This is a genomic window from Pseudomonas sp. Ag1, assembly GCF_000278565.1.
In the GTDB taxonomy this organism is placed as follows: Bacteria; Pseudomonadota; Gammaproteobacteria; order Pseudomonadales; family Pseudomonadaceae; genus Aquipseudomonas.
The window spans coordinates 1-17,621 of sequence record NZ_AKVH01000042.1; the positions used below are offsets into that span (position 1 = coordinate 1).

Genomic DNA, 17,621 nt, shown 5'->3' on the forward strand with positions numbered 1-17,621 from the left:
GTTTTGCTTACTTTTGCGCTTTTCAAAAGTGAGCCGCTGTAAGAGCGGAACCAATATCAGCCATAACCGAAGAAACGGATATGCACACCCCCACCATTTACGACCCATCCAAACCAAAAGCGACCCCCTCCGTTGACGCCCCACCCCAAACCCCTATTAAGTACTATTAATCCGCATTAATAGGATCAATCGAACACCATGCTAAGCCGCCCGCTGCGCCGCAAACGCCAGAAGCTCTCCGACGTGATCGTCGAGTCGGTCAAACGCTCCATCGTCACCGATGCCCTGAAGCCCGGCGACCGCTTGCCCACCGAACGCGAACTGATGGAAAGCTTCCAGTGCTCCAAAGGCTCCGCCCGCGAAGCCCTCAAGGCGCTGGAAGTCGAAGGCCTGGTCAACACCCGCACCGGCCCCAGCGGCGGCGCCTATCTCAACCAGGCCGGCACCGAACCCGCCAGCCGCGCCCTGCGCAACTACCTGCACTTCCAGCACCTGGACGGCCAACAGGTCTACCAGCTGCGCAAAGTCATCGAAGTCGAACTCGCCGTCTCGGTCCTGGGCCGCCTGAGCGAAGACGACTATCGCGCCCTCCAGGACAACGTCGATTTCTGCAGCGCCCCCGAAGACAGCGAAGCTGGCCAACGCGAACAACGCATCGCCGAACTGGAATTCCACAACCTGCTGGCCAAGGCCTGCCCCAACCCGCTGCTGAGCTTCATGGCGCAATTCCTCAACGACCTGCTGCGTGACCTGGTCGTGCTGAAAAAAGCCTACAAACCCAAGCGCAAGCAATTCGACGCCGCCAACCTCGACTACCACAAACAACTGCTGATCGCCTTCCGGGCCGAAGACGAAGCCACCGTACGCAGCCTGATGCACGAACACATGTGCGACGCCGAACACCACATGACCGCCCTTGAAGGTGAAGTCAGCCCGCACTTTCTGCTGGAGTTCGACCACAACCACTAAGCCGCACCCTCCACCAATAAAAGGCCTGCCCACAGGCCGTGCTCCACCGTATCGCCATTGCCACTCCTGCCAATAACTAATCCAGGGAGTCACCCCATGCAGCGTCGTACGTTGTTGAAAGCCAGTCTCACCGCAGCCGCCGCCCTCAGCCTCCCGCTGAGCGTGCGTTCTGCATTCGCCGCCGAGCCTTTTACCTTTTACGGCCTCAAGTCCATGTCTGGCGCCTTTGCCAGTTATGGCAAATTTGCCGACATGGGTTCACGCCTCGCAGTGGAACAGCATCCCGAGTTGCTCGGCCGCCCGCTGGTCTACAAAGTGATCGACACCGAAGGCAACGCCGGCAAGGCCGTGCGTAAAGTCCAGGAAGCGATCCAGCAGGACGGCGCACGCTTTTTCCAGGGCTGTACCCTGTCGTCTTCGGCACTCGCGGTGGCCAAGGAAGTGAGCAAGGCCGGTGGCGTGTTCATGACCCCGGTGGGCGCCGATGAAGTCACCGGCAAGGACTGCAACAGCGCCACGTTCCGCTGGTCGGTGCCGACCTACGGCGCGATCCGCGAGACCCTCGTGCCGCTGATCAAGCTGCTGCCCGACGCCAAGCGCTGGTACACCATCACCCCGCAATACGTGTTCGGCGAAGCCCTGCTCGAAGGCGCCAAATCGGTGCTGGCCGAGCATGGCCTGGAACACGCCGGCAACAGCTACCACTCGCTGCAGGAGCAGGAGTTCTCCGGCTACCTGACCAATGCCATCGCCGCCAAACCCGACGTGCTGGTGCTGCTGAACTTCGGCAGCCAGTCGTCCAACACCCTGCGCCAGGCGGTGAACTTCGGTATCAAGGAGCGCATGAAAGTGTTGCTGGTGTGGTCCGCCGGCCTCGACCAGTTCCAGGAGCTGGGCAGTGACGTACTGGAAGGCGTGTACCTCGGCGCTCAGTACTGGCATCAGGTCGACACCCCGCTCAACCGTGACCTGGTGAAACTCACCAAGGCCAAATACGGCATCAACCCCACCTACCCGCTGGCCGCCGACTACATCAGCACCAAGGTCATGCTCGAAACCATCATCTCCACCGGCAGTTTCGACGGGCCGACCGTGGCCAAGGCCATGCAGGGCCTGAGCTACGAAGGCCCCACCGGCAAGGAGTCGATCCGCGCCGGCGACCATCAGGTGATCAAGGACTACTACCTGCTGGTGGGCAAGGCCGCAGGCGACATGGCCGACAAGGACGATCTGGCCAAGGTGCTCAGCTCCGGCCAGTCGTTCCCGCCGGTGGAAGCCACGGGCTGCGTGCTCGGCTGATCCGCTGAAAATCTACTGGTGACACAGCGCAGGGCCGCTCATGCGGCCACCTGCCGAGGGTTCCTGCATGCTTAATCTTTACCTGTTCCAGATTCTCAACGGCCTGGGCCTTGGGATGATCTACTTCCTGATCGCGGTCGGCTTGACGATCATTTTCGGTCTGCTGAACTTCGTCAACTTCGCCCACGGTGCGTTCTTTTTGCTGGGCGCCTACATCTGCTACACCGCCGTCAGCCTCACCGGCAGCTTCTGGCTGGCACTGCTGATCGCGCCGCTGGTGGTGGCCGCGCTGGCCTGGGTGATCGAGCGATTATTGATCCAGCGGATTTATCACTTGCCGCACATGTTCCAGATTCTGGTGACCCTGGGGATTGCCCTGATCATCCAGGAAGCCAGCGTGATGATCTGGGGCCCGGTGGGCAAGAGCGTCGCCGTACCGGAATTGCTGCGCGGGGTGCTGGTGGTGGGCGATTTTGTCTACCCCTACTACCGCCTGTTCCTGATCGTGTTCTCCGGCCTCGTCGGCCTGGGCCTGTGGCTGTTGCTGGAACGCACGCGCTTCGGCGCCCTGGTGCGCGCCGGCAGTGAAAGCACGGAAACCGTGTCCCTGCTGGGCACCAACATTTTCCGCCTGTTCTCCATGACCTTCGCCCTCGGCGTGGCCCTCGCCGGCGTCGCCGGTGTGCTGTTCGCCCCGTTGCGCGGCGCCCAGCCCTTCGTCGGCCCGGAAATCCTCGGCGTGGCGTTCGTGGTGGTGGTGATCGGCGGCATGGGTTCCTTCAGCGGTGCACTGGTGGGCGGCCTGCTGGTCGGCGTGGTGCAAAGCCTGATGACCACACTCTGGCCCCAGGGCGCGAGCCTGATGATCTACGGTGCGATGGCCGTGGTGATCCTGGTGCGTCCTTACGGCCTATTCGGGAGAGCCTGACATGAGCGAGAAAAATCCCTTGCCGTTCGCCAAGACCCAGTCGCGCTACATGCTGCTGTTGGTGCTCGTGGTGTTGATCGGCCTGCCGTTGATTCTGCCCTCGGCGACCCTGGCCACCGAGATCCTGATCTTTGCCATGGCCGCCCTCGCCTGCAACCTGCTGCTGGGTTACACCGGGCTGCTGTCGTTCGGCCAAGGCATCTTCTTCGGGGCCGGCGCCTACTGCGCGGCGCTGTTGATGATTCACCTGCAACTGGGGCTGTTCAGCGCACTGCTGGGTGCCGCCGTCGCCGGTGGTTTCCTGGCTTTCCTAGTGGGCGCCCTGGCGATCCGTCGCACCGGCATTTACTTCGTGATGCTGACCCTGGCCTTCAGCCAGATGGCCTACTTCGTCGCCTACACCCTGAGCGACTGGACCGGCGGCGACAACGGCCTGCTCAGCGTGCCGCGCCCGGAAATCCGCATCGGTGACACGGTGCTGCTGTCGCTGACCGACGCCCGCGCGTTCTACGGGTTTGTCGCGGTGCTGTTCCTGCTGATCTTCATCGGTGCCCGCCGGGTGATCGCCTCTCCATTCGGCAGCACGCTGATGGCGATTCGCGAAAACGAAACCCGCGCTTCGGCCATCGGCTATGACACCCGCCACTTCAAGATCCTGGTGTTCGTGTTGTCCGGCGCCGTCACCGGGATTGCCGGGGCGCTGTACGCGATGCTGCTGCACTTTGTGCCGCTGTCGAACATCGACCTGGCGATGTCCGAAAACATCCTGATCATGACCATCGTCGGCGGCACCGGCTCGCTGTTCGGCTCGTTGCTGGGCGCCGGTTCCATCGTGCTGCTGGGGGACTTCCTTTCCGATCTGTGGCCGCGCTGGCTGATGCTGCTGGGGGTGATCCTGATCCTGGTGGTGATCTTCATGCGCGGCGGTTTGTGGGGTGGTCTGTCGACCCTGTTCGAACGTGTGCGCGGCAGCCGCAAGGCCGACGTTGTGACCAAGGAGAAGCTGTCATGAGCATCCTGCTGGAAACCAAGAACCTGGAACTGGCCTACGGTGCGTTCCACGCGGTGAACGGTGTCAACCTCAAGGTCGAAGCCGGCACCATCCACACCATCATCGGCCCCAATGGCGCGGGCAAGACCAGCCTGTTCCACTGCCTGACCGGCGAACGCCAGGCCACCGCCGGAGCAATTCATTTCGACGGCAAGAACCTGATGCGCAAACCGGCCCACGGCCGCGTCGGCCTGGGCATGGCCCGCTCGTTCCAGCTCACCAGCCTGTTCCAGAACCTCAGCGTGCGCGAAAACCTGCGGCTGGCCGCCCAGGGCCGCGACGGAGCCCGCGCCCTGAACTTCTGGCGCCGGGTCGACAGCAAGCGCGAACACCTGGAAATGGCCGACCAGGTGCTGGAACGCCTGCAACTCACCGCCCGCGCCGACACCCTGGCCGGCGAGTTGTCCCACGGCCAGCAGCGGGTGCTGGAAGTCGGCATGTCGATCTGCTCCAGACCCAAGCTGCTGATGCTCGACGAACCCACCTCGGGCATGGGCATCGACGACATCCCGATCATGACCCAACTGATCAGCGACCTCGGCCGCGACCATACCGTGCTGTTGATCGAGCACAACATGAGCATCGTCATGTCCATCAGCCAACGCATCACCGTGATGAGCCACGGCCAGATCCTGGTGGAAGGCACACCGGAATTCGTGCGCGCCGACGAGCGCGTGCGCACCGCCTACCTGGGAGAAGCCGCCTGATGCTGACCGTCGACAATATCCATTCCTACTACGACAAGAGCCACGTCCTTGAAGGCGTGTCCCTGACCGTCAATCCCGGCGAACTGGTGACCCTGCTGGGGCGCAACGGTGCCGGCAAGACCACCACCCTGCGCAGCATCCTCGGGATTATCTGCCCGCGCCAGGGCCAGATTCACTTCAACGGCCAGCCGCTGGTGGGGCAGAAAATCTTCGAAATCGCCCGCCAGGGTCTGGCGCTGGTGCCGGAGAACCGCGGGATTTTCCGCCTGCTCACGGTGGAGGAAAACCTGCGCATTGCCGTGCGCAAGACCAGCCGCTGGCAGATGGAAGACGTGTACGGCATGTTCCCGCGCCTCAAGGAGCGCCGCAAAAACGCCGGCCACGCGCTGTCCGGCGGTGAGCAACAGATGCTCGCCATCGCCCGCGCGCTGCTCAACGATCCCAAGCTGCTGATCCTCGATGAGCCCACCGAAGGCCTCGCGCCGGTGATCGTCGACGAGCTGGTGAAGATCCTGCGCAAGGTCAAGGAAGACGGCCTGCCGGTGCTGCTGGTGGAACAGAACCTGATGGTCTGCGACAAGCTCGCCGACCGCCATTACGTCCTCGAACAGGGCCGCGTGGTGTACGAAGGCAGTGCCGAAGCCTTCCGCGCCGACCCGACGATCAAGAACCGTTACCTGGCCCTGAGTGCCTGACCGGAGACTGCTGATGAATAGTTTTGCGCAACCGCTCCAGAGCAACGCCCCGCTGATCAACCGCGAGCGCCTGTGGCAATCGCTGATGGACCTCGCCCGCCTCGGCGCCACACCCAAGGGCGGCGTGTGCCGCCTGGCCCTTACCGACCTCGACCGCCAGGCCCGCGACCTGTTCGTGCAATGGTGCGAAGCCGCCGGATGCAGCGTCAGCGTCGACGCCATCGGCAATATCTTTGCCCGCCGTGCCGGGCGTAATCCGGCACTGGCGCCAGTGATGACCGGCAGCCATATCGACACCCAGCCTACCGGCGGCAAGTTCGACGGCTGCTACGGCGTGATGGCTGGACTGGAGGTGATCCGCACCCTCAATGATTTGAACATCGAGACCGAAGCGCCGATTGAAGTGGTGGTGTGGACCAACGAAGAAGGCTCGCGATTCCCGCCGTGCATGATGGGTTCCGGGGTGTTCGCCGGTAAGTTCGACCTGCAGGAAACCCTCGACAAACAGGACGAGCAAGGGCTGGCGGTGGGCGCTGAATTGCAGCGCATCGGCTACGCCGGCTCCCGCGCCGTGCTGGGCCATCCGGTGGGCGCCTATTTCGAGGCGCATATCGAGCAGGGTCCGGTGCTGGAAGACCAGGCCACCACCATCGGCGTGGTCATGGGCTGCCTGGGCCAGAAGTGGTTCGACCTGACGCTCACTGGCGTCGAAGCCCACGCGGGCCCGACGCCAATGCACCTGCGCAAGGACGCCCTGGTAGGCGCGGCGCAAGTGGTCAGCGCGGTGAATCGCATCGCCCACGAACAACAACCCCACGCCTGCGGCACCGTCGGTTGCCTGAGCCTGCATCCCGGCTCACGCAACGTGATTCCCGGCCAGGTGCACATGACCATCGACCTGCGCCACCTGCACACCGACAAGCTGCAAGCGATGGTCGACGAAGTGCGCCAGGTGATCGAAGCCACCGCCGAGCAACACGGCTTGAGCTTTGAGCTGACACCCACTGCCGACTTCCCGCCGCTGGATTTCAACCCTGCCTGTGTCAACGCCGTGCGTGATGGCGCGAGCAGCCTGGGCCTGAGCCATATGGACATCGTCAGCGGCGCCGGGCATGACGCGATCTTCGTCGCCGAACTGGGCCCGGCCGGAATGATCTTTGTGCCGTGCGAAGGCGGCATCAGCCATAACGAAATCGAGAACGCCGCGCCGGATGACCTGGCGGCGGGCTGCGCGGTGTTGCTGCGGGCCATGGTCAACGCGGCGCAAGGAGGTAAAGCGGCATGACGGATATCGCCAACCTGACCGCAGTTGAGCTGCTGGCCCGCTATCGGGATAAAAGCCTGTCGCCGGTGGAGGTCACCGAAGACGCATTGCTGCGGATCGAACGCTACAACCCGGCGGTCAACGCCTACTGCCACGTCGACCCGGAAGGCGCCTTGAAGGCGGCGCGGAATTCGGAACAGCGCTGGCTCAAGGGCCAGCCGTGCGGGGCCCTGGACGGTGTGCCCTCCTCCATCAAGGACCTGACGCAGACCATCGGCATGCCGACGCGCAAGGGTTCGCGTACCACATCCGCCGAGGGTCGATGGGATGTGGATGCGCCCTTCTCGGCCTTCATGCGCAAGGCCGGCGCGGTATTGCTGGGCAAGACCACCACGCCGGAATTCGGCTGGAAAGGCGTCACCGATAACCCGCTGTATGGCATTACCCGCAACCCGTGGGACACGCGCATGACGGCGGGCGGTTCGTCCGGTGGTGCCGGTGCGGCGGCGGCCTTGAACCTCGGCGTGCTGCACCAGGGCAGCGATGCCGGCGGCTCGATCCGGATCCCCTGTGCCTTCACCGGCACCTTCGGCATCAAGCCGACCTTCGGTTATGTGCCGCAATGGCCGGCCAGTTCGATGACGATTCTGTCGCACCTGGGGCCGATGACCCGCACCGTGGAAGACTCGGTGCTGATGCTGCAAACCATCGCCCAGCCGGATGCGCGGGATGGTTTGATCGGCGCGCCCCGGACCACGCCATGGTTGCACGCCGGGGCTGATTTGAAGGGGCTGCGTATCGCCTATAGCCCGAACTTCGGTTATGTCGATGTGGACCCGCAAGTGGCCAGGGTGGTCGCCCAGGCGATAGAAGGCCTGGTGCAGCTGGGCGCGCAGGTTGAACAGATTGATCCGGGGTTCAGTGATCCGCTGGAAGTGTTCAATACTTTATGGTTTGCCGGTGCAGCACGTCTGGCCGGGCCGTTGAGCGATGCCCAGCGGCAATTGATGGACCCGGGGTTGCTGCGCATTGCCCGACTGGGCGAACAGATCAGCCTCAGCGATTACAGCGCTGCGCTGGAAGCACGGGCAGCGCTCGTGGCGCGCATGGCGGCATTCCATGAGCATTACGATGTGCTGGTTTCGCCGATGATGCCGATCACCGCGTTCGAGGCCGGGCACAATGTGCCGCCGGGTTCGGGACTAGGGGAATGGATGGAGTGGACGCCGTTTACCTATCCCTTCAACCTGACCCAGCAACCGGCGGCGTCGGTGCCGTGCGGGTTGGCGGCCAATGGGTTGCCGGTGGGGCTGCATGTGGTAGGGGCGCGGTTTGCGGATGAGCAGGTGCTAAGGGTTTGCCAGGTTTATGCCAGGGCTTTCCCGACCGAGCACCTGCAAACACCCAAAACCCCAACCTGAAATACAATTAAACTGTGGGAGCGGGCTTGCTCGCGAAGGCGGTGTATCAGTCACCGGATATCTTGACTGATACACCGCCTTCGCGAGCAAGCCCGCTCCCACATTTTTTGCCCGCATTCCAGTCATCAGCCCCTACAATGACCCCTATTCTCCAAGGGGCCCTTATGGACATCGAACTGGCACGCACCTTCCTCGAAATCACCCGCTGCGGCAGCCTCGCCGCGGCGGCCGAGAAACTGCACGTCACCCAGACGGCAATCACCGCCCGGGTCAAAAACCTCGAAAGCCAGCTCAACAGTACCCTGTTCGTGCGCAACCGCGCCGGTGCCCGCCTGACCCCGGACGGCGAGGCGTTCGTGGTCTACGCCAACCAGCTTGTCCAGACCTGGGAAGCCGCACGCCGCGACCTGCCATTACCCGATGGCTACCGCAACGTGCTGCACATCGGTGGCGAAGTCAGCCTGTGCAACCCGCTGATGCTCGGCTGGGCCCAGGCCTTGCGTGAACACATTCCCGGCCATGCTTTGCGCACCGAGATTCGCGAAGGCGAGTACTTGTTGCGCCAGCTGGAACTGGGGGTGCTGGACGCCGCGCTGGTGTTCCAGCCGCAATACTGGCCGGGGTTGCAGGTGGAGCAGGTGCTGGAAGAAAAACTGATCCTGGTGCAACTGGCCGCCCGGCCCGAGCCCTACGTGTATATCGACTGGGGCCAGGGCTTTCGCCAGCAGCACGACGCCGCACTGCCGGACAAGGCCCGCGCAGCCCTGAGTTTCAATCTGGGGCCACTGGCGTTGCAGTACATCCTGGAAAACGGCGGTGCCGGGTATTTCCGCACGCGGGTCGTACAGAGCTACCTCGACAGCGGTGTGATGGAACGGGTGCCCAAGGCGCCGGAGTTCAGCTTCCCGACGTACCTGGTGTATTCCCGCGAGCGCGACTCGGCGGTTTTGCAGCAGGCGCTGGGGTTGCTGCGGGCGGTGGTGGAGGCGGAAAAGGATTGGTCGCAGCGCTGGGATCCGGTGATTTGAAGCCGTGCCCATGGTAGCCTCAGGTTGTTTTCTCCTGGTTCCCCCCTGCCGATGAACAAGAAAAAGTCCGTCACCATCAGCGACATCGCCAAACGGGTCAACATGACCACCATCACGGTGTCCCGGGCGCTGAGCAAACCCGACCTGGTCAAGCCCGCCACCCTGGCGCGGATTCTCGAAGTGGCGCGGGAGCTGGACTATGTGCCCAACGCCTTTGCCCGCGGGCTCAAGCGCAGCGAGAGCCTGATCATCGGCGTGATCACCGCTTCGGTCGACAACCCCTTCTACAGCGAGATGATCAAGGCGATTTCCCGCGAGGCGAAAAAGCACGGCTACACCATCATGCTGGTGGATACCGACGAACTGGAAGAACTGGAAAGCAAGGCAGTCGACACGCTGCTGGGCTACCGCGTGGCGGGGATCATCCTGTCGCCGGTCTCCGACGAGCCCAGCTACCAGCCGGACTATCTGGAGCGCCTGGGTAACGGCAAGACGCCGGTGGTGCTGCTCGATCGCACGATCCACGACAGCCCGTTCAGCCGCGTGGTGCTGGACAACTATCACAGCGGCATCGAGGCGGCGCAGTACCTGGTGCGGCAAACCCCGAACCTCAAGCGCCTGCTGGTGCTGACCGGGCCCGAACATTCGCGCATCACCATGGAGCGCCTCAAGGGCCTGAAAGAAGTCCTGGCCGCGCACCCTCAGGTGCACGTTGAAGTGTGTGCCGGTGACTACACGCTGATGCCCTCCTACCTGCACACCCTCGACTACCTGGCCGAACACTCGGCGCCGGACGCGATCATGGGCTTCAACCAGTTGATCACCCTCGGCGCGCTGCGTGCGCTGCGCATGCACAACATCCCCCACGACAGCCTGACCATCTGCGGCATCGACCGCCTGCCCTTTGCCGATATCTTCGGCGTGCCGATTGCCTGCGTGGCCCACGACGCGTCACTGGCCGGCAGCAGCGCGGTGCGGCTGCTGCTGGATCGTCTCGAAGACCCGCACAAACCGCGGGACAAGGTGGTGATCGCCGGCAAGCTGGAGAACGGCTAGCGGCTGGTGTAGCCGCCGTCGATCGGCAGGCTGACGCCGCTGATCATGCTGGCGGCATCGCTCAGCAGGAACAACACCGGCAGGGCCACTTCCGCCGTTTCGGCAAATCGCCCCAGGGGAATCGCCGCCAATGCCGGGTCGCGCTTGGCGGGCGCCGACCAGGCCATCTGTGCCATGGGCGTGAGGGTGACGGTGGGGTTGACGCTGTTGACGCGAATTCCGAAGCGGCCCCATTCGGCGCATTGCACGCGGGTGATGGCGTCCAGTGCGGCCTTGGAGGCGCAGTAGCCGAGGTGATCGTCCAGGGCTACCAGTGAGGCCTGGCTTGAGACGTTGACGATGCTGCCGGGAATCTTCGCTTCAATCATCGCCGCAGCGATACGGCTGGCGACCTGGGCCGCGGCGCGGGCGTTGACATTCATCACCTGGTCGAAGGCTTCGGCGCTGATGGCCGCGGCGGGTTCCAGGCGGGAAATGCCGGCGCAGTTGACCAGTCCATGCATCGGCGGCAGGCCTTGCAGGGCCAGGTCCAGGGCGGCGCTGTTGGCGATGTCCAGGCACAGGGTTTCGCAACCGAGCTGGGCCAGGGCCTGAGCGTCGCGGCCCAGGGCAAACACCTGGGCGCCGCTGGCGATCAGTTGGAGGGCAATTTCCCGGCCGATGCCGCTGCTGGCGCCGGTGACGAGGATGCGCTGCTTGGTGAAGTCAAAAATAGCGTTCATGGTTCACGATCTCTAAAACGATGGAGATCCCATGTGGGAGCGGGCTTGCTCGCGAATGCGGTGGGTCAGGCAATAAATCCGGCACTGATACACCGTATTCGCGAGCAAGCCCGCTCCCACATTTGGATCAGTGTTCGCTTAATTCAATTGCAGGCTGTGCATCACCGGTTTCAAGGCCGGATACAGCTCCAGATAGCTGGCAAACGCCCGGTCATACACCCCGACATTCCCCGCCTTCGGCTCTGCCCGCAGCTCCAACTGCACCCAACCTTTCTCCATCTGCCGGTCATCCACCACCCCCACCGCATGGGCCGCCAGCAACGCCGCGCCCAAGGCCGCCTCCACCTCTTGCACAATGGTGTAGACCGGGTAATGGGTGATGTCCGCAATAATCTGCATCCACAAATCCGAATGGCTCGCCCCACCCACCACAATCAGCCGTGGATCAAGGGAATGCGCCCCACGGGTGCCCGCTTCGATATTGTGCCGCAGGGCAAAACTCACCCCTTCGAGCACCGCGCGGTACAGGTGGATCCGGCTGTGATACAGGTTCAGCCCGACAAAGCTGCCGCTGGCCCGGTCATCCCACACCGGGCTGCGTTCGCCCATGAGATACGGCAGGAACAACAGCCCTTCGCTGCCCGCCGGGATCTTCGCGGCGCTCTGCTCCAGCAGCCACAAACTGTCCTGGCCAGTCTCTTTCGCCTGCTGCTCCTCTGCCTGGCAGAACTGTTCGCGAAACCAGCTCACCGACGCCCCGGCGGTGATCGCACCACCGAAGATGTACAGGTCCTGATGGCCGTTATAGACGTGGGGCATGCTCACCAGGCCATGGCGCGCATCCACCTGCTGATTGAGATAACCCCAGCACATGCTGGTGCCGATCATCGCCACGTGATTGCCCGGCCGCGTCACCCCGGCCGCCAATGTGGCCATGGCCGCGTCCACGCCCCCGGCCAGGATCGGCGTGCCGGCCTGCAAGCCCAACCGCCGGGCCCATTTCTCCAGCAAACCACCGACCACTTCACCGGAATACAGCAAACGCTCCGGCATCATCGCCAACGGAATCCCAAGCGCCGCCAGCATCTCGGCCGACCAGCCGCGCCGGGCCACATCGTAGACGCCACCGATATTGCCGGCGCTGCTGTGGTCCACCGCCAACTCACCGGTCAGGCACCAGTTGATGTAGCTGTTGGGCGGCAGCAGGTAGCGGGTGTTGGCCCACACCTGCGGCTGGTGTTGCTTGAGCCAGAGCATCTTGGTGAAGCCGTAGTAGCTGTCCACCGAGTTGCCGGTGATCGTGAACAGCCGCTCCAGGTCCACATGCTCGCGCACCCACTCCACTTGCTCGCCCGCGCGCCGGTCCATCCAGATCAGGCACGGGTGCAGCGGCGTGATCTGCGCGTCCACGGCAATCCCCGAGCCGCCGTACAGGCTGCTGATGCACAGCGCCTTGACCTGCTCTTTCGCCACGCCGGCCTTCTCCATGCACTGGGCGACGCAGGCCTCCACCGCATCCAGCCAGACCTGCGGCCACTGCTCGGCCCAGCGCACTTTCGGGGTATCCACGCGATACCCCTGGCTGTGCTGGCCGATGATCAGGCCGTCCGCATCCACCAGCAACGCCTTAGTGCTTTGCGTACCGATGTCCACACCCATTACGTAGTTCATGTCAGAGCACCGGCTTCAGCAGCACCTTGATCGACTTGGTCGAGTTGGCCAACTCAAATGCCTCGGCCCAGCTGTCCAGCCCGAAGTCATGGGTCACGATGCCCTTGGACGTCACCAGGCCACGCTCGAACAAGTCGATGGCCACCGGGTAGCAATACGGCCCCAGGTGCGCACCGCGTACGTCCAGCTCCTTGCGGTCGCCGATGATCGACCAGTCGGCGCTGGTCTCGGCGCCAAACACGCTGAACTCGACAAACCGGCCGAGCTTGCGAATCAGATCCAGGCCCTGGGTAACGCCCGCCGGTACGCCGGTGGTTTCGATGTACACGTCGCAGCCGTAGTTGTCGGTCAGGCTATTGATGATCTCCCGGGCGTTATCCCGGGACGGGTTGATCACCACGTCGGCACCGTACTGCTTCGCCAGTTCCAGGCGCTCGTCGACCATGTCGATCACCACCAGTTTCTTCGGCGTTTTTAGCGCTGCCACCTGCACCATGCACAGGCCCAGGGTGCCGGCACCAGCAATAACCAGCACGTCATCCAGCTGGATCTCACCGCGGTTGACGGTGTGAATCGCGCAGGACATCGGCTCGATCAGCGCCGAATCTTCCAGGGACACCGACTCCGGAATCTTGTGCACGATGGCAGTCTTGGGAATACGCATGTACTGGGCCATGCCACCCTCGGCGACTTCACGCTGGAAGCCGAAGATGTTGTGCACCTCGCACATCCAGTACTTGCCGGACTTGCAGAAGCGGCACTTGCCACATGGCACGATCTGCTCGGCGATCACCTTGTCGCCGACCTTCACCTCAAAGTGCTCCTCGGCGCCCTCGCCCGCTTCCACCACGTAGCCAAAGAACTCGTGCCCCGGCACCACCGGGGCCTTGACCCACGGGTTGTCGCCGCCCCAGAACATCGCGGCGCCCGAGTGGCATTTGCAGTCACTGGCGCAGATGCCGCAGGCGGCGATGCGAATCACCAGTTCATTGACCCGCGCCTGGGGTTTGCTGATGCGTTCCAGGCGGTAGTCTTTCGGGCCGTGGCAGACGACGGCTTGCATTTGGTTGTGCTTTTCCATGATGTGCGGACCTTTCTTGAGCATGAGAGAACCCATCGCGGCCACCATGGCCGCGTGGAGATAACCGGTTTACTTGTGGCGCTGACGGCTGATAAAGATCGCCAGCAAAATGATCCCGCCCTTGATCACGCTCTGGACGTAGGGCGAGACCCCGAGCATGTTCAAGCCGTTGTTCAACACCCCCAGCAGCATGGCGCCGAGCAAGGTGCCGACGATTACCCCGCGCCCACCGGCAATCGAGGCGCCGCCCAGGACCACCGCGGCAATCGCATCGAGTTCGAACGACACCCCGGCATTCGGCTGGCCGCTCATCAAGCGTGAGGTCAGCACCAGCCCGGCAATCGCGGCGGTCAAACCGCTGATGCCATACACCAGCAATTTGAAGCGCGCCGCCCGCACGCCGGACAGGCGCACCGCTTCCTCGTTGCCGCCGATCGCGTAGATATAGCGGCCGATGCGGGTGTGTTGCAGCAGCACATAGGCCGCCAGGTACGTCACCAACATGATCAGGATCGGCACCGAAATGCCGAACAGGCTTTCGCGGCCAAAGAAGCCGAACCACTCCGGCAAACCGGAAATCGGATAGCCGTCGGTGTACATCAGGCCGAACCCGCGGGCGATGCCCATGGTCGCCAGGGTGACGATGATCGGCGGCATGTGCAGGTAGGCGACGAACAGGCCATTGCCGATGCCGAACGCCACGCCGACCAGCATCCCGGCGCCAATCGCCAGGCCCGGCGGCAAGCCTGCGACCATCAAACCGGCGGTCAAGGTGCCGGACAACGCCATCACCGGCCCCACCGACAAATCGATGCCGCCGGTAAGAATCACGCAGGTCATGCCCACCGCGATAATCGCGTTGATCGACACCTGGCGCGCAATGTTCGACAGGTTGTTGGCCGTCAGGAAGTTATCGCTGGCGAAGATCATCACCAACGTCACCACCAGCAGCCCGACAAAGGGATAGAAAGCCGGTGAGCGAATCAGCCGCGCCAGGTTCAGGCGCAGCCGGCCAGGCCCCACGGCATTAATGGACGTATTCACTTGAGCCCCCTGTTGCATGGCGCATGACCTCTTGAGGATTGACGGCAGACGCTTCCAGTACCTTGACGATGGCGCCCTTGTGGAACACCGCGACGCGGTCACACATGCCGATGACTTCCGGCAGTTCCGAGGAAATCATGATGATTGCGTAGCCCTGTTCGGTGAGGCTGCGCATCAGTGCGTAGATCTGCGCCTTGGCACCGACGTCGATGCCACGGGTGGGTTCGTCGAACACCAGCACGTCGCAGTGATGGTTGATCCAGCGGGCAATCACGACTTTCTGCTGGTTGCCGCCGCTGAGGTTGAACACCCGGCTCTCGCCGCTGGGGGCCTTGATCGACAGCTGGCGCATCAGCGCTTCAACGCTGGCGCATTCCTTGTCCTTGTCGATCAGGCCGCTGGCGTTCTGGTATTTGGGCAGGTTGTTGAGAGAGATGTTTTCGCGAATGCTGAAATCGGTGATCAGCCCTTCGGTCTTGCGGCTTTCCGGCAGCAGGCCGATGCCATGGGCCAAGGCCTGGGCCGGGTCGTCGAGGGTGATTTGTTCACCCCGCAGCCACACGTCTTTGCTCACCGACGGCAGCGCGCCCATCATGCCCAGCGCCAATTCGGTACGCCCGGAACCCACCAGGCCGGCAAAGCCGAGAATCTCACCCTTGTGCAATTCAAAGTGGTTATGGGGGCCGTTGCGCACCAACTGGATGTCCTTGACCTCCAGCAGCAGCGGCCCGCGTGCGGCGGTGGGCTTGGGCGGAAAACTGCACTCCAGGCGCCGCCCGACCATCATTTCCACCAGGCGGTCGATATCGCTGTCGGCCACATCGGTGACGCCCACATTGCCGCCGTCGCGCAGCACGCTGATGCGGTCGCAGACCTGGAAAATTTCCTCCAGGTGGTGGGAGATAAAAATCACCGCCACACCCTGGCGCTTGAGTTCACGCATGATTTCGAACAGCAGCTCGGCTTCGCTCGGCGTGAGGGTGGCGGTGGGTTCGTCGAGCACCAGCAGCCGCGCGTCCAGGGCCAGCGCCTTGGCGATCTCGACGAATTGCTGCTCGGCCACGCTCAGGTGCCTGACCGCGCATTGCAGGTCAATACTGACACCGAGGCGCTTGAACAACGCCTCGCTCGCCTCGACCATTTCGCGCTTGCGCAACAGGCCAAAACGGTTGCTCAGCTCATGGCCGAGGAAAATATTTTCCACCGCCGTGAGGTAGGGAATCAGGCTGAATTCCTGGAACACAATGCCGATGCCGGCGGCAATCGCATCACGATACGTCGCGAACTGCCGAGCCTCGCCGTCGATCAGGATCTGCCCTTCGTCCTGGTGCTCGACCCCGCCAAGGATCTTCATCAAGGTCGATTTGCCTGCACCGTTTTCCCCGAGCAAGGCATGAATTTCGCCGCGCTGCACTTCCAGGTTGATCGCCTTGAGGGCTTGCACCCCCGGGTAGCGCTTACAGATATTTTCCAGCTTCAGAAGACTGCTCATACCGCCGACCTCGCATTCAGATGGATGACCTGTGCCCCACGCCTGGCGTGGGGCCTGGGTGTTTTACCAACTGAAATCCTTGGCCTTGGCCTGGTCGATCAGGGTGATGTCCACCGGGATCGTGGCCGGTACTTGCGAGCCCCACTTCTTGGCCAGGGCGATGCCCAGGGCGAGGCGGATCTGGTCCCGGGGGTATTGCGCGGAGGTGGCGATGAATTTGCTGCCGGGTTTCTGGATGGCCTTGATCGCTTCCGGCGCGCCGTCGACGCTCACCAGCTTGACGTCCAGGCCGCTGGCTTCGATGGCCGAGAGTGCGCCGAGGGAGCCGTTGTCGTTGACGCTGAAAATGCCCTTGAGGGTGGGCTGGGCCTGCAGCATGTTTTCGGTGACGGTCAGCGCCTGGTCACGTTCCTGCTTGCCGTTCTGGATGCTCACGATCTTGATGTCCGGGTGCTTGGCCACGGCCTCCTTGCAACCGCGCACGCGCTCCAGGATCGGTACCACGGCGATGCCGTCGAGGATGGCGATATTGCCCTTGTCCCCGATGTTCTTGGCCAGGTATTCGCAGGCCTGGAAGCCGGCGTCGAAGTTTTTCGAGCCGACGAAGGAGTCCAGTGGGCCTTCGGCCTGGGCGTCGACGGCGACCACGACTACGCCGGCGGCGTGGGCGGATTTGACGGCTGATTGCACGCCGACGGAATCGGTGGGGTTGATCAGCAGGATGTCGATGCCTTTTTGCAGCATGTCTTCGACGTCGCTGACCTGTTTGGACACGTCGTGGCGGGCGTCAGTGATGATCAACTGCGCACCGATGGTCGCCCCGGCTTCCTGCAGGGCGTCTTTCATGGTGACGAAGTAAGGGTTGTTGATTTCCTGGAAGGACGCGCCGATGCGGATGGGGGCGGGTTTGGTGTCGGCCAGTGCCAGGCCAGCGGTGCCAAGATTGATGCTCAGAGCCAACAAACACAGGGTTTTCGGAAGCATTTTCATGGTGGGGATCTCTGTTTTGTTTTTATTTTTAGAGCAAATGTTATCGTTAACATTTTGTAAGAAGCTAGCAAAGAAATTGGGGGGTCGCAAGGGGTGTTTGATCGGTGGTGGCGGGTGTGGTGGACATATCCGTTGCTGCGGTCACGGCTGCTATTGGTTCCGCTCTTACAGCGGCTCACTTTTGAAAAGCGCAAAAGTAAGCA

At 63.0% G+C, this 17,621-nt stretch carries 17 protein-coding genes; 11 read left to right on the plus strand and 6 right to left on the minus strand.

From position 1 onward, the window contains the following. Window positions 1–198: 198 nt before the first annotated feature. The 10 genes from A462_RS31125 (at window position 199) to A462_RS31080 (ending at window position 10,418) form a co-directional block, all read left to right on the plus strand. Complete coding sequence (locus tag A462_RS31125; protein WP_008430577.1) at window positions 199–969, plus strand: FadR/GntR family transcriptional regulator; 771 nt, start codon at window positions 199–201, stop codon at window positions 967–969. A 96-nt stretch (window positions 970–1,065) separates the two neighbouring features. Beyond that, entirely contained in the window at window positions 1,066–2,268 is a 1,203-nt protein-coding gene (locus A462_RS31120) for an ABC transporter substrate-binding protein (RefSeq protein ID WP_003215749.1), read from the plus strand. A 67-nt stretch (window positions 2,269–2,335) separates the two neighbouring features. Beyond that, entirely contained in the window at window positions 2,336–3,196 is an 861-nt protein-coding gene (locus A462_RS31115) for a branched-chain amino acid ABC transporter permease (RefSeq protein ID WP_003215751.1), read from the plus strand. 1 nt (window position 3,197) lies between these two features. Continuing rightward, window positions 3,198–4,208 carry a branched-chain amino acid ABC transporter permease gene (locus A462_RS31110; RefSeq protein WP_008430582.1) on the plus strand — a complete coding sequence of 337 codons (1,011 nt, stop codon included), beginning with the start codon at window positions 3,198–3,200 and terminating at the stop codon, window positions 4,206–4,208. Continuing rightward, on the plus strand, window positions 4,205–4,954 hold the full coding sequence (locus A462_RS31105; RefSeq protein ID WP_003215756.1) for an ABC transporter ATP-binding protein: 750 nt from the start codon (window positions 4,205–4,207) through the stop codon (window positions 4,952–4,954). Before A462_RS31110 ends, A462_RS31105 begins: the two co-directional genes overlap by 4 nt. Continuing rightward, window positions 4,954–5,649 (plus strand): ABC transporter ATP-binding protein, encoded by a 696-nt coding sequence (locus A462_RS31100; RefSeq protein WP_008430585.1) that lies wholly within the window; start codon window positions 4,954–4,956, stop codon window positions 5,647–5,649. Before A462_RS31105 ends, A462_RS31100 begins: the two co-directional genes overlap by 1 nt. A gap of 13 nt (window positions 5,650–5,662) precedes the next feature. Next, a complete protein-coding gene (locus A462_RS31095) occupies window positions 5,663–6,934 on the plus strand; it encodes a Zn-dependent hydrolase (protein WP_008430587.1) in 1,272 nt (423 codons plus the stop codon). Beyond that, window positions 6,931–8,334: an amidase gene (locus A462_RS31090; protein ID WP_008430589.1), complete on the plus strand. Its 1,404-nt coding sequence runs from the start codon at window positions 6,931–6,933 to the stop codon at window positions 8,332–8,334. The genes A462_RS31095 and A462_RS31090 overlap by 4 nt, the downstream gene beginning before the upstream one ends. A 164-nt stretch (window positions 8,335–8,498) precedes the next feature. Continuing rightward, window positions 8,499–9,362 (plus strand): LysR family transcriptional regulator, encoded by an 864-nt coding sequence (locus A462_RS31085; RefSeq protein ID WP_008430591.1) that lies wholly within the window; start codon window positions 8,499–8,501, stop codon window positions 9,360–9,362. Between the two features lie 51 nt (window positions 9,363–9,413). Then, a complete protein-coding gene (locus A462_RS31080) occupies window positions 9,414–10,418 on the plus strand; it encodes a LacI family DNA-binding transcriptional regulator (RefSeq protein ID WP_008430593.1) in 1,005 nt (334 codons plus the stop codon). On the opposite strand, the gene A462_RS31075 is transcribed toward A462_RS31080, so the two are convergent. The 6 genes from A462_RS31075 to A462_RS31050 form a co-directional block, all read right to left on the minus strand. Next, a complete protein-coding gene (locus A462_RS31075; protein ID WP_003215767.1) occupies window positions 10,415–11,140 on the minus strand; it encodes an SDR family oxidoreductase in 726 nt (241 codons plus the stop codon). The genes A462_RS31080 and A462_RS31075 overlap by 4 nt on opposite strands. 138 nt (window positions 11,141–11,278) lie before the next feature. Beyond that, a complete protein-coding gene (locus tag A462_RS31070; RefSeq protein WP_008430595.1) occupies window positions 11,279–12,811 on the minus strand; it encodes an FGGY-family carbohydrate kinase in 1,533 nt (510 codons plus the stop codon). A 1-nt stretch (window position 12,812) separates the two neighbouring features. After that, window positions 12,813–13,892: an alcohol dehydrogenase catalytic domain-containing protein gene (locus tag A462_RS31065; protein WP_032898587.1), complete on the minus strand. Its 1,080-nt coding sequence runs from the start codon at window positions 13,890–13,892 to the stop codon at window positions 12,813–12,815. Window positions 13,893–13,961: 69 nt separating this feature from the next. Then, window positions 13,962–14,954: an ABC transporter permease gene (locus A462_RS31060; protein ID WP_003215773.1), complete on the minus strand. Its 993-nt coding sequence runs from the start codon at window positions 14,952–14,954 to the stop codon at window positions 13,962–13,964. After that, window positions 14,920–16,428 carry a sugar ABC transporter ATP-binding protein gene (locus tag A462_RS31055; protein WP_008430598.1) on the minus strand — a complete coding sequence of 503 codons (1,509 nt, stop codon included), beginning with the start codon at window positions 16,426–16,428 and terminating at the stop codon, window positions 14,920–14,922. Before A462_RS31055 ends, A462_RS31060 begins: the two co-directional genes overlap by 35 nt. A gap of 63 nt (window positions 16,429–16,491) precedes the next feature. Continuing rightward, window positions 16,492–17,418, minus strand: coding sequence for a substrate-binding domain-containing protein (locus tag A462_RS31050; RefSeq protein ID WP_003215780.1), 927 nt, complete (start codon window positions 17,416–17,418; stop codon window positions 16,492–16,494). Between A462_RS31050 and A462_RS34745 the strand changes: the two genes are divergently transcribed. Continuing rightward, on the plus strand, window positions 17,417–17,621 hold a 205-nt coding region (locus A462_RS34745; protein WP_238544200.1), incomplete at its 3' end, for a hypothetical protein. The genes A462_RS31050 and A462_RS34745 overlap by 2 nt on opposite strands.

Coding starts and splice junctions, on each gene's coding strand:
- A462_RS31125 (WP_008430577.1), top strand. CDS start 199: ATGCTAAGCCGCCCGCTGCGCCGCAAACGCCAGAAGCTCTCCGACGTG.
- A462_RS31120 (WP_003215749.1), top strand. CDS start 1,066: ATGCAGCGTCGTACGTTGTTGAAAGCCAGTCTCACCGCAGCCGCCGCC.
- A462_RS31115 (WP_003215751.1), top strand. CDS start 2,336: ATGCTTAATCTTTACCTGTTCCAGATTCTCAACGGCCTGGGCCTTGGG.
- A462_RS31110 (WP_008430582.1), top strand. CDS start 3,198: ATGAGCGAGAAAAATCCCTTGCCGTTCGCCAAGACCCAGTCGCGCTAC.
- A462_RS31105 (WP_003215756.1), top strand. CDS start 4,205: ATGAGCATCCTGCTGGAAACCAAGAACCTGGAACTGGCCTACGGTGCG.
- A462_RS31100 (WP_008430585.1), top strand. CDS start 4,954: ATGCTGACCGTCGACAATATCCATTCCTACTACGACAAGAGCCACGTC.
- A462_RS31095 (WP_008430587.1), top strand. CDS start 5,663: ATGAATAGTTTTGCGCAACCGCTCCAGAGCAACGCCCCGCTGATCAAC.
- A462_RS31090 (WP_008430589.1), top strand. CDS start 6,931: ATGACGGATATCGCCAACCTGACCGCAGTTGAGCTGCTGGCCCGCTAT.
- A462_RS31085 (WP_008430591.1), top strand. CDS start 8,499: ATGGACATCGAACTGGCACGCACCTTCCTCGAAATCACCCGCTGCGGC.
- A462_RS31080 (WP_008430593.1), top strand. CDS start 9,414: ATGAACAAGAAAAAGTCCGTCACCATCAGCGACATCGCCAAACGGGTC.
- A462_RS31075 (WP_003215767.1), bottom strand. CDS start 11,140: ATGAACGCTATTTTTGACTTCACCAAGCAGCGCATCCTCGTCACCGGC.
- A462_RS31070 (WP_008430595.1), bottom strand. CDS start 12,811: ATGAACTACGTAATGGGTGTGGACATCGGTACGCAAAGCACTAAGGCG.
- A462_RS31065 (WP_032898587.1), bottom strand. CDS start 13,892: ATGGAAAAGCACAACCAAATGCAAGCCGTCGTCTGCCACGGCCCGAAA.
- A462_RS31060 (WP_003215773.1), bottom strand. CDS start 14,954: ATGCAACAGGGGGCTCAAGTGAATACGTCCATTAATGCCGTGGGGCCT.
- A462_RS31055 (WP_008430598.1), bottom strand. CDS start 16,428: ATGAGCAGTCTTCTGAAGCTGGAAAATATCTGTAAGCGCTACCCGGGG.
- A462_RS31050 (WP_003215780.1), bottom strand. CDS start 17,418: ATGAAAATGCTTCCGAAAACCCTGTGTTTGTTGGCTCTGAGCATCAAT.